A 10,761-nucleotide genomic window follows, 5' to 3' on the forward strand; every position below is an offset into this window, starting at 1 on the left:
CCCGCCGTTGAACCCGGGGCGCTTCTTCGCGTCCCGGCGGAGGGCTGCCCAAGCCGGGGCAAACCGGCCCTTCACGGCAAAGTAGGCGAGCAGGATGATGCCGGTGACGCGGGCCGGGATGAAGTTTAAGACGTCGTCTGCGCGTGCCGGGAACCACCCGATCCAGAGCCGCTCGTCCCGGTAGCCGAGCATCGCATCCATGGTGTTGACCGACCGGAAGACCGCCGCCCCCGCAAGGCCGAAGAACCCGAAGTAGAAGAGCGGGGAGATGATGCTGTCCACCAGGTTCTCGGTCATCGATTCATAGGCGGCCGAGAGGACGTGTTCGCGCTCAAGGTGCGCCGTATCCCGGCTCACCACCATCCCGACCCGGGCGCGGGCCGCATCGATGCCGCCGTCCCCGAGCGCCTGCACCACCGCCGCGGTATGCTCCTCAAGCGACCGCCAGGCCAGGCAGACCTTGAGGAGGAGGGGCGCAAGGAGGAGGTAGAGGTACCAGGGGGCAGCGAACTGGACGAAGACAAACGGGGCGGCGAAGAGCGCCGCGGTCAGAACGGTTCCCGCAACACCATAAGCCCGCTCGATACCGGCCGGGTAGCGGCCCGGGACTCCCCACCACCCGATGAACCGACCGAGGAGCGCCACCGGATGGTAACGGGAGTGCGGGTCCCCGACCAGCCGATCCACCAGCAGCGACGCGGCGACTACGACCGCTGCCGCAACCATGCGAGGATGACCCCGAGGAAGAGCGCCGCAAACGCAGCGGCATTTAAGAGATCAACCCGGTAAGTCAGCCACAACCCGTAGAGCGCCAGGGCAACGGCGCCGAGGAGAATGAACGGGGCGGAGGACCGCCACCCGGAGGAGACCGCCGGGACTGGCGCCGCTGGGGAGACCTCAACCGGCTCGGGCTCCGGGGCCGCCCGCTCCCTGACCACAACCCGGAACTCCGCCCGCCGGGCGCCGTATCCCGATATGACCTCCACGGAGAAGACCCCCGGATAAGCGCCCTCGCGGATAGGAATGGTGAACTCCGCATCCCCGACCACGTAGAGGTTCTCGTGGAAAAAATCGGTGAAGAGTGAGGAGTTTGTTGAGGCGAGGGTGATGTGGAGCGGAGAGCCGTGGTTGATGATATGGAGGGTAAGGTCGCTCCCCGGCGTCGCCTCTACCTCTTCCGGGACCTCGATGAAGTTGATCCCGCGGCGGTTGAGGTGAATCTCCGACATCGGCGGGATCATTCCTCGCAGGCGGTCTGCGGAAGGAGGTTCGGGATACCTTCACTGATGGGGTAGTCGGCGCGGCACGCCTCGCACCGGAGAGTCCCCTCCAGCACCTCCTCATTGTTCTCTTCGGTCACGGTCAGCAGCAGGTCGCCCTTGCAGACCGGGCAGCAGAGGATCTCCATGAGGCTCCGTCTCATAGCTCACTCCGGAGATCGATGATCTGGGACATCTCGGGACCTGTCGATATCAGGGTGACGGGTTTGCCGATGTCTTTCTCGGCCCGGGCGATGAAGTCCTTCGCCTTCCCGGTCAGCCGGTCGTAGTCGGTCACGCCGAAACAGGCCGGATCAATCCGGTCAATCCCGGTTATCGCAGCCTGGGTGCACCCGTTGATCATCGCCGAGTAGCGGGCCATCTTCCCGTCCCAGAGGCCGATGCGGCGCTGACGGCGGGTGACGGTGCCGAACTCCTCGATACCGAGCTCGTGCGACTGTTCAAGCGACATCTCTGTTGCGAAGGGGCCTTCGCCGACCCGGGTGGGGTAGGCCTTGAAGACGACGATGACGTCGTCGATCCGGGTGGGGCCGACACCGTTGTCGGCGGCGATCTGGGAAGCCGACGTATCCTTGCTGGTCACGTAGGGGTAAGTCCCGAAGTAGAGCGATATCCCGAAGCCCTGGGTCCCCTCGAGGAGCACCACGTTATCCTCGTCCAGGGCGTCGTTTACGTCCTGGGCCACATCGGTGATGTAGTCTTCCAGTTCAGGGACGTCTTTTGCCTGCCGGGAGGTCCGGAGCACGCGATCGGCGTTCGCCGGTCCGCACCCTGTCCCTGTGCTCCCGATCTTCTTGCGCAGGTGCTCGCTCCCCCGGTCCCGGGCGATATGCTCCTCTTCGATGACGCCGCACCGCCCGTCGACGAAGATCCTGCCCTTGACGCCGAGCAGGTCGACCTCCTTTTGGAAGACACGGGGGTCGACGAGGACGCCGCTCCCTATCATAAGGTCCGCTTCCGGATACACGAACCCGGAGGGGACCATCCTGACACCATACTCCTTGTCTCCAACGCAGACGGTATGCCCGGCGTTCGGGCCGACGCCGCCCCGCGAAATGATGGATGGTTTGTCCTGGTGAGCGATGTGGGCTACGATCTTTCCTTTTCCCTCGTCACCAAAGAACCCGCCGACGATAATAGTACAGCTCATTGTTCTATCAAGTAGGATGGAGTGATACATGCTGATAAACGTTACAATGTGACACCGGGAGAGCGGCAGTTCCGCTTAAAGGTGACCGGGTCCTGCACCGCCTGTCGAGCGCCGCCCCGTGCCCGAGGGAATGCCGGATATCCCCGCCATGACTGTGGGTAGTGGACCATGTTCACCTTAACGTGAGGATGCGTTGGAGTGATCGCCGGTCTTGCGCGGAAAGCCACGCGGGAGCATTCATGGGGCAGAACGAGAGGCAGTACGCATGAAAGCGCCTATTCCCCAGGCTTGCCGACGTAGCAGTGGACCGTGGTGGGAATCTCCCTGGGGGGTGGGGGCAGGGGAGGGGGCTCGCCTCCTCCCCGCACAAGCCAGACCCGGGGCACGGTGGAACAGAACAGGGGAGCCTCCCAGTCACCAAAATTCTACCTTATCTTGTGGTCCTGATGCGTGGGAGCGATCACCACCTCACGCGGAAAGCCACGCGGGAGATCGCGATGAGGAGCATAGTGACCCCACGGGCATCAATGCTTCGCGCTCTTCCGCACGAGGGAATGTCGCGTGCAAAATGTTCGGTGCAATGACCATTAATGCCCCGGGAACAACTGAGGCTGGGAAGACTCCCCTGTGAATCTCAGATCAGGGGAAAACCTCCCGGTAGAGGTCATATCCTCGTCGCCATCACCACTCAAGGATTCTGCAGAATTTCTCCAGCGGAATATATTGCTCAGCAAAAATAGATCTCGGGGTATATTCCGGGGCAATTACTACGACCGCGGAGAGCGCATCGCCCGGCGCGGGATGCCGACCGACCGTATCCGCTTTCCGCCAATATACGCTTATATTCGGTATTCGGGCAAGCAACCGGGCATTCCATATCAACCTTTGCGGCCGCAGAAGATCCTCCGAACCGATCGCCTCCAGGTTCAGGACCCCTTCATTTCCACTGGAAACTTCATCTCCTGAATATTCAAGACCGCCACATCGAGATTTCCCCGAACCGGCAGGGCGATCTGTCATGGAAGTTTCACGATCGGAGCGCGGATACGAACCCGACGATCTGCCCGGCATTTCCAGGACCGGGGGCATAGCCAGGAAGTGAGCATGGCGGCGCATCTGCCGATCAAAATCCCCGAATTGATCCACATCTCCAGTGGAAATAAAGGGGTTCTCTGCCCGTCATTCCCCTGTCTGACAATAGAATGCCAGCCGCTTATGCAGAGAGGATGATTAAAAAGGTATCGGTTTGCCACCGGGGGTCCCGGAGGCTGTTTTTATTTTCTCGATTCCAGGAAAAGCCCCATCCGTGCAAGGGCTTCTTTGAGATCGTCCCGCGAGACCGCATAGGCGCACCGCACGTGCCCGGCGCCGGACGGCCCGAGGACACTTCCCGGGACGACCGCCACGTGCTGCTCGCGAAGGAGCGCCTCCGCAAACTCGGTATCGGTCATGCCGGTGCTCTCCACCGAGGGGAATGCGTAGAACGCACCCCTCGGGAGGTGACAGGTAAGACCGAGTTTGTTTAACCCGTCGACGAAGAGATTGCGACGGAGCCGGTACTCCCTGACCATGGCATCCTTCTCCGCCTCCCCGTTCCGGAGCGCTTCATACGCTGCAACCTGCCCCATAACGGGAGCGCAGAGCGCGACGTACTGGTGGATCTTTAAGGCCGCCGCGGAGATCTCCGGCGGCGCGCAGAGGTAGCCGATCCGCCATCCGGTCATCGCGAAGGCCTTTGAGAACCCGTTGAGCGTGATCGTCCGCTCGCGGAGCTCGGGGATCGCCGCCGGCGCAAAGTGGTTGCCGTCATAGGTGAGCTCGGCGTAGACCTCGTCGCTGATAAGCAGGAGGTCATGGTCGACCAGGAGGTCAGCGACGGCGCGCCAGTCCGCCTCCTGCATCACCCCGCCGGTGGGGTTGTTCGGGAAGTTTGTTATCAGGGCCTTCGTCCGCGGGGTGATGCTCTCCGCGAGTGCGTCGGCCGTCAGCCGGAACTCGTCCTCAGCGCGGCAGCGAACCGTCACCGGGATCCCGCCGGCGAGCGAGACGCAGGGGGTGTAGGAGACATAGCAGGGCTCGGCGACCAGCACCTCGTCGCCCGGATCCACAACAGCCCTGATGGCGATATCAGCCGCCTCCGAGACGCCGCAGGTAACGATGATCTCCTCATCAGTATTGTAGCGAATACCGAACCGGGAATCGAGGTAGCGGCTGATGGCGCCCCTGAGCTGGGGCGTCCCCTTGTTTGAGGTGTAGGCGGTCGACCCCTGCTCGATTGAGTAGATGGACGCCTCGCAGACGCACCAGGGGGTCACGAAATCCGGTTCGCCGACACCCAGGGATATGACATCCTCCATCGTCTGCGCGATATCGAAGAACCGCCTGATCCCGGAAGGAGGAATGGCGCGGGCCCGTGCTGAGACAAAATCCCTCAACACCCCTCACCTCAGAACGAGTACGGGAGACGTTCAGCCTCGCCGCGCACGGCGAAGGTGACGCCGTTCTCCTTGTAGGTCTTCATAATGATAAGCGTCGCCGTCTCCCGGATCCGGTCCAGCGGAGCGATCTGCTCGGCCACGAACCGTGCGATCTCATGCATGCTCGAACCGGTCACCAGCAGTTGGAGATCGTAGGTGCCGGTCATCAGCCGGAGCGACCGGACCTGCGGGAACCGGGCGATCCGTTCCGCGATCCGGTCGTAGCCAAAGTCCCGCTCGGGCGAGACCTTCAGTTCGATCACCGCAGTGACGCTGCCGTTGCCTGCCCGCTCCCAGTCGACGACCGCCGCGTAGCGGCGGATGACGCCGGCCGCCTCCAGCCTGCTGATCCGGTCTCTCGTATCCTGCTCACTCAGTTCGGCCATCACCGCGAGATCGCTCACCGGTGTGCGGCAGTTCTCCTCCAGCAGCTGGAGGAGGATTAGATCCTTTTCGTCCATGGTATCACCTGAACATTGCTCTTAATCGGTTGATATCGAGTTCTTTCAGCCTCTGGTCGTCGAGCCTCGGGTCACGCGTGATGACCTCCTCGATCTTGCTTGTCGTCGCATCGAACCACATCTCTTTCGTCCGGCCGTAGCGGCCGCGGGAGACAACCCGGGTGTTGATGACGCCGAGCATGTTGAGCTCTGAGATGAGATCCGTGATCCTGCGGTGCGTCAGGACATCGAGGTCGATGATCCGCGCGATCTCCCGGTAGACCACCGTGACCTCACCGCTCGTGAAGATCCTCTTCCCCATCTGCTCAAGGATCAGCATCGCGTAGAGGACCGCCTTGCTCTGGGTCGGGAGGGTGGAGACGCACTCCACCATGCTGTCGGTCTCGATCTTCTCCTGTGCCATCCTGACGTGCTTCTCACCCACGCTCGTGGCGTTCTCGCGGTCTGCAAGTTCCCCCGAGACCCTGAGGAGGTCAAGCGCCCTCCTCGCATCACCGTGCTCCTGTGCCGCGAGCGCCGCACAGAGCGGGATGACCGTCTCGCCGAGCGCCCCCTCGACAAACGCCATATCGGCCCTCTGCTGGAGAATGTCGCAGAGTTGCGGGGCGTTGTAGGGGGGGAAGACGATCTCCTCCTCTGAGAGCGAGGAGAGGACACGGGGGTCCAGGAAATCGGTGAACCTGAGGTCGTTTGAGATCCCGATGATGCTCACTTTCGCGAACTTGAGGTCGGAGTTGATCCGGGTGAGGTTGTAGAGAGTGTCGTCGCCGCTCTTCTTGACGAGTTTGTCGATCTCGTCAAGGATGATGACCATGACCCCACCGCTGCTCTCAAGCTGGTTTTTGAGCTCCATGTAGACCTGGTCGGTCGGCCACCCGGTCATCGGGATGAGAGTCCGGGGGCTGTCGCTTGGGTGCTGGTCGATGTCGTCAAGGCAATTCGCGATCTGGGCGAGCACCCGGTACTGGGTATCTATCACTTCACAGTTGAGGTGGATGACCCTGCACTTCGTCCCGGCGAGCGCGCTCGCGTTCTCAAGTTCAGTCCCGACATATCTGGCCGAGGCCGTCTTCCCGGTCCCGGTCTTGCCATAGATGAGGATGTTTGAGGGGGTTTCGTTGTTGAGGGCAGGCGCAAGGATAGATGCCAGTTCATCGATCTGCGGCTTCCGGTGAGGGAGAATGTGGGGACGATAGCTGTGACGGAGCACTTCCCTGTTCTTAAATATACGTCTATTGGTTAGGTATTTTTTGAATAGGCCCATTGGGTTGGTCTTATCGTCCGACATGATGTCACCGGGGGAGGTTGCCAGGACAGGAAATTTTCGTGTCGCGGGCTCTTAATATGATCGTTCTTGAGGCAGATAACCCCTTCGTTTCCAGTGGAACTTAGAGGGGGTTGATCGCAGGCAGAAGACCCGTGAGGGCTGTGGAGTGATAGTGAAATGGTGGAGAATAGCAGAGTGGTGATCCCGGTGACGCCCCGACCCCTTTGTTTCCAGTGGAGAGTGATGATGATACAGGGCTGTCTCGTGCATGCAAACGTGATGATAATATTCATGTGTACCTCTGAAATTCAAGATATAAAGATATATCGTAGAAGTACTGGAAGAGAAAAAGAGCCAGAGAAAGCACCAGAAAACAAGAAAAGTTCGAAACTGGGAAGAAAATGCAAAAAGATGACAATAAACCCGGTTTATTGAATTACAAACCAGGTTGGATGACCTGATCAGGAATTTACGTTGATTTTGCCGGCTGTGTACAGAGGGGGGAGCTCACACCAGACCGGCTGACAAATTATGGCTACCTGGGATACACAAGGGAGGGGTCCCTGGGAGAAACCTGATCCCCATCCCCGGGAAGATACCCTGCCCGGACCGTGAGGTCTTCCTGGATACCTGGAGGAGGTCATCTAATCAGGGTGCTCAGGACCGATTATCAAGGAAAAACCGTCGGATCTCTCTTCAGAAAGTCTTATCACCCATCAGAGGCCTCTGTTCTTCCCACTCATCCACATTGGTTCTGACCCCGGACCCCTTCCAGGTTCCAGTCGAAACAAAGGGGTTGGGGATTGCGCACCCCCTTCCGGGAGATACAAAGAAGTAAAATGCGTGCTACAGGGGTACTGGAAGATCGTATGGAGAGTAACCATCTTAAGCCCCTCACTGTGACCGGTGCCGTCGTCACCGTCTCTTCCAGCCGGAAACCCGGGACCGATACCAGCGGTAAGACGCTCATCGACCTCCTTTCGGCTGCCGGAATCGAGGTAACTCACTACAACGTGGTCCCCGACGACCTGGATGGGATCCGGTCCGAGGTCTACGTCGCCCTCTCGCGCGCGAACTGCATCATCTTCACCGGGGGCACCGGGCTCACGCCCGACGACCGCACTATAGAAGCGGTCGCACCGCTGCTTGAGAAGGAGATCCCAGGATTCGGCGAGCTCTTCAGGCAGAAGAGTTACGAAGAGATCGGGACCGCTGCCATCCTCTCACGGGCGATCGCCGGCGTCATCGGCGGCCGGGCGGTCTTTTGCATCCCTGGATCCACAAAGGCGGTCACGCTCGCCGCCCGGGACATCATCATCCCCGAGATCAGGCACATCCTCACCCACGCATCAGCGGGTCAACGGTAGACGTCAAGGAGCGCGACCCGTTCGAGCACCAGCTCGCGGAACCGCTCCTCCCCTACCACCAGAACCTCTTCGGGCGTGATACTGAAGAGTTCCGCGAGGCGCTCCCGCTTCGCGGGATCGATCTCCTCCCAATCCTCGTCGACAAACGTCACACAACCGGCGAGGCGCTCCCGGACGCCCGGCGCCGGCGGGCAGACGGCGACGTAGGCCCGGTTCACTCCCGGGTGAATGCCGAAGAACGCGGCCACCTGGCACTGCCTGGTCCCCGCGGCGTAGAGGAGCGCCTCCATCTCGATCGAGTTTGCGATCGGCTCGCCGTCGGTCCATGACCGCCACGCGTGCCGGAGCGCCGCCGCCACGTGGTCGCGCCCTGTCAGGCGGTCGGCGTCAAAGAGGATGATATGGGTTCTGTATTTGTCGGCGATCCCCCGGACCTTTTCGAGAAAACTGACATTCTCATCGACCGTAAAGACCGCCTGGTAGATATTGCATGCTGGTTCTGCCATGTTTTCGTTCACCCAAACCGGAAGAGGGTCGCCTGCTCCTCGCCGACCTCCTCGATCTCGTCCCGCACTCCTTCGAGCTGCTCGAAGACCTGGGCGGCGATCTTCTGCCCGATGACCTTCCCGACCTTCTCCGGCCCGGCCGCGCGCAGCGCCTCAAGCGACCCAAGACCGTTGTTGAAGAGCCGGCGGGCCCTGACCCGTCCGATCCCGCGGAGCCTGATGAGGGGCAGGAGTTCCTTTTTGATCCCGTGTTTGGTCCGGAGTTCCATCTCCTCGATTGGGCCTGCGAGGTGCGGCGCAAAGAGCCGGGCGAGGTGCCGGCTCGCGTGGACCAGCCAGGCGACGCTCTCCACCACCCCGTAGACGTCGCCGGGCCCGACGTTGTAGCGCTCGCAGATGGTGTCTTCGCCCACCTCATTCGCCCAGTCGAGGAGGAGGAGCGCGGTCTTGAGGCTCCGGTCGAACCCCTCGCCCGCGTCCCAGGGGATCTCCATCCAGAGTTCGTCCCGGTGATCGGCAAGGAACCGGTCCAGGAGATACATATCGTTCCTCCGGACGTAGAGCGTCAGCATATCGGGCGTGGAACAGAGGAGTTGCAGGAGACCAATATCGGTATACTCCTTCCGGCCGGTCATCGCGGTCACGATCACCTCAGCGCTCCGGGGGTCGATGTAGAGCCGGGAGACGAGCGACCCGTACTCGGTGGGCTCAAGCCACTCCCCCACCTCGGTGATCATCTCGGCTTCCCGCAGGAACTCAAGCACCCGGTCGACCGCGCGCGCGAGCGCACGGGGGCTCTCACCGCAGTGGGCGTAGAACGTTCCATCCATGAACCTGAGCACCTCGCCCGTCTCGCGGGCGAAGTTGGTCGCGATGAGCGAGAGGATGTGGGTGCAGAGGACCGCCTCGTTCGCGCACTGGCTCCTGACATCCTCGGCCGGCGCATCGATGTAGCAGTCGAAGAGTTCCCCAACCATCTCCTCCGACTTTGCTATCAGGACTGCCTCGCCGTAGGGATCGAGGTGCGGCCGCCCGGCCCGCCCCGCCATCTGCCGGTACTCTCTGACCGGGATCGGCACCATCCCCTCCCCGGCGTTGAACCGGAGGTAATCGCGGACGATCACCCGCCGAGCAGGGAGGTTTAAGCCCGCGGCGAGCGTCGGGGTGGAGGCGATCACCTTGATCTCTCCCTCCCGGAACCCCGCTTCAACGATCTGCCGCTCCTCCCGCGCGAGCCCCGCGTGGTGGAACGCCGCCCCCTGCGCCACGCAGGCGGCAAGGATCCGCCCCATATCGGTCCCGGCGTTCGAGCGTATCTTATCGGCGTAACCGGCGAGGGTCGGATTCGCGAGTTTCAGCCCCGATGCGGCGCGTTTCGCAAACGCTTCAGCGTTTTTGCGGGAACTGACGAAGACCAGACACTGTCCCCCCTCCTCCACTGTGTCGAGGACGAGGTCCAGATCCTCGTACTTGCTCCGGCGCCCGACCTCCCGGTTGTGGTCGGCAAACTGGATACCGTTCTGGAAGAAGACCCCTTCCCGGAGGTCGACCGGCCGCCAGTCGCTCTCCACGAGTTCGGCATCGAGCCACCCGGCCAGGTCCCCGGGGTTCCCGATGGTGGCCGAGAGAGCGATGATCTGCATGGCAGGGTTTTTGTGCCTGAGTTTTGCTACCACCATCTCAAGCGTCGCTCCCCGGGAGGGGTCGTCGATGAGGTGGACCTCGTCGAGGACCAGCAGGGTGATCTCCGCAAGCCACGGCGTCCGGTTCCGCAGGAGCGAGTCCACCTTCTCGCTTGTCGCCACGATGATGTCGTTTCTCCCGAGGTAGTCGTCCCGCCGATCGAGGTCACCGGTGGCGATGCCGACCCGGAGCCCCTTCCCTGAGAACTCCTCGAACTTCTCGCTCGCAAGCGCCCGCAAAGGAACGATGTAGAGACACTTGCCTCCCCTCTCCACCTGGTGGTGCATCGCCATCTCGGCGACCAGGGTCTTGCCGCTCGCCGTCGGGATGGCGATGAGGAGGTTCTTTCCCAAAAGGAGCCCCGCTTCGACACAGGCGGCCTGCGGCGGGTAGAGTTCCGTGATCCCGCGGCGAGCGTAGCTCGCCGCCAGGTCCGGCGGGATCGGTAGATCGGCTATCTCCATCTATACCCCTTCATTTCCACTGCAAACCGTATATTCCTGGTATTGTCATAGTGATGGACGGGGGTGGTTACGCCCCGCCGCATCACGAGTAATACTCCAGTATATC

11 protein-coding genes are annotated in these 10,761 nt (G+C 61.6%); 2 read left to right on the top strand and 9 right to left on the bottom strand.

Going from position 1 to position 10,761, the window contains the following annotated elements; translation table 11 throughout:
- From cbiB to BP858_RS10555, 7 genes are all read right to left on the bottom strand, one after another.
- A partial coding sequence (cbiB, locus tag BP858_RS10525; protein WP_286879458.1) for an adenosylcobinamide-phosphate synthase CbiB occupies window positions 1–726 on the bottom strand: 726 nt, incomplete at its 3' end.
- Window positions 705–1,229 (bottom strand): DUF7524 family protein, encoded by a 525-nt coding sequence (locus tag BP858_RS10530; protein WP_286879459.1) that lies wholly within the window; start codon window positions 1,227–1,229, stop codon window positions 705–707. The genes cbiB and BP858_RS10530, both read right to left, overlap by 22 nt.
- Before the next feature lie 8 nt (window positions 1,230–1,237).
- The gene (locus BP858_RS10535) at window positions 1,238–1,423 is read right to left on the bottom strand and encodes a methytransferase partner Trm112 (protein ID WP_286879460.1); all 186 of its coding nucleotides are present in this window, start codon (window positions 1,421–1,423) and stop codon (window positions 1,238–1,240) included.
- A complete protein-coding gene (locus BP858_RS10540; protein WP_179965931.1) occupies window positions 1,420–2,430 on the bottom strand; it encodes an adenylosuccinate synthetase in 1,011 nt (336 codons plus the stop codon). Before BP858_RS10540 ends, BP858_RS10535 begins: the two co-directional genes overlap by 4 nt.
- Before the next feature lie 1,274 nt (window positions 2,431–3,704).
- Window positions 3,705–4,865, bottom strand: a complete 1,161-nt coding sequence (locus tag BP858_RS10545; RefSeq protein WP_062260860.1) for an aminotransferase class I/II-fold pyridoxal phosphate-dependent enzyme — start codon at window positions 4,863–4,865, stop codon at window positions 3,705–3,707.
- A gap of 11 nt (window positions 4,866–4,876) precedes the next feature.
- A complete protein-coding gene (locus tag BP858_RS10550; protein WP_062260857.1) occupies window positions 4,877–5,368 on the bottom strand; it encodes an Lrp/AsnC family transcriptional regulator in 492 nt (163 codons plus the stop codon).
- Between the two features lie 4 nt (window positions 5,369–5,372).
- Entirely contained in the window at window positions 5,373–6,656 is a 1,284-nt protein-coding gene (locus BP858_RS10555) for an ORC1-type DNA replication protein (protein ID WP_062260854.1), read from the bottom strand.
- Between the two features lie 255 nt (window positions 6,657–6,911).
- On the opposite strand from BP858_RS10555, the gene BP858_RS10560 reads away from it, so the two are divergent.
- Entirely contained in the window at window positions 6,912–7,070 is a 159-nt protein-coding gene (locus tag BP858_RS10560; RefSeq protein ID WP_214166371.1) for a hypothetical protein, read from the top strand.
- Between the two features lie 434 nt (window positions 7,071–7,504).
- Entirely contained in the window at window positions 7,505–8,002 is a 498-nt protein-coding gene (locus tag BP858_RS10565) for a MogA/MoaB family molybdenum cofactor biosynthesis protein (RefSeq protein ID WP_048104948.1), read from the top strand.
- Here the strand turns inward: BP858_RS10565 and cgi121 are convergent.
- Complete coding sequence (gene cgi121 / locus BP858_RS10570; RefSeq protein ID WP_281767085.1) at window positions 7,993–8,508, bottom strand: KEOPS complex subunit Cgi121; 516 nt, start codon at window positions 8,506–8,508, stop codon at window positions 7,993–7,995. The two genes, BP858_RS10565 and cgi121, sit on opposite strands and share 10 nt — an antisense overlap.
- 8 nt (window positions 8,509–8,516) lie before the next feature.
- Window positions 8,517–10,655: an ATP-dependent DNA helicase gene (locus tag BP858_RS10575; RefSeq protein WP_281767084.1), complete on the bottom strand. Its 2,139-nt coding sequence runs from the start codon at window positions 10,653–10,655 to the stop codon at window positions 8,517–8,519.
- Window positions 10,656–10,761: the final 106 nt, after the last annotated feature.

It is taken from the genome of Methanoculleus sp. UBA413 (genome assembly GCF_002502935.1).
Lineage (GTDB): Archaea > Halobacteriota > Methanomicrobia > Methanomicrobiales > Methanoculleaceae > Methanoculleus > Methanoculleus bourgensis.

Coding starts and splice junctions, on each gene's coding strand:
- BP858_RS10530 (WP_286879459.1), bottom strand. CDS start 1,229: ATGTCGGAGATTCACCTCAACCGCCGCGGGATCAACTTCATCGAGGTC.
- BP858_RS10535 (WP_286879460.1), bottom strand. CDS start 1,423: ATGAGACGGAGCCTCATGGAGATCCTCTGCTGCCCGGTCTGCAAGGGC.
- BP858_RS10540 (WP_179965931.1), bottom strand. CDS start 2,430: ATGAGCTGTACTATTATCGTCGGCGGGTTCTTTGGTGACGAGGGAAAA.
- BP858_RS10550 (WP_062260857.1), bottom strand. CDS start 5,368: ATGGACGAAAAGGATCTAATCCTCCTCCAGCTGCTGGAGGAGAACTGC.
- BP858_RS10555 (WP_062260854.1), bottom strand. CDS start 6,656: ATGTCGGACGATAAGACCAACCCAATGGGCCTATTCAAAAAATACCTA.
- BP858_RS10565 (WP_048104948.1), top strand. CDS start 7,505: ATGGAGAGTAACCATCTTAAGCCCCTCACTGTGACCGGTGCCGTCGTC.
- cgi121 (WP_281767085.1), bottom strand. CDS start 8,508: ATGGCAGAACCAGCATGCAATATCTACCAGGCGGTCTTTACGGTCGAT.
- BP858_RS10575 (WP_281767084.1), bottom strand. CDS start 10,655: ATGGAGATAGCCGATCTACCGATCCCGCCGGACCTGGCGGCGAGCTAC.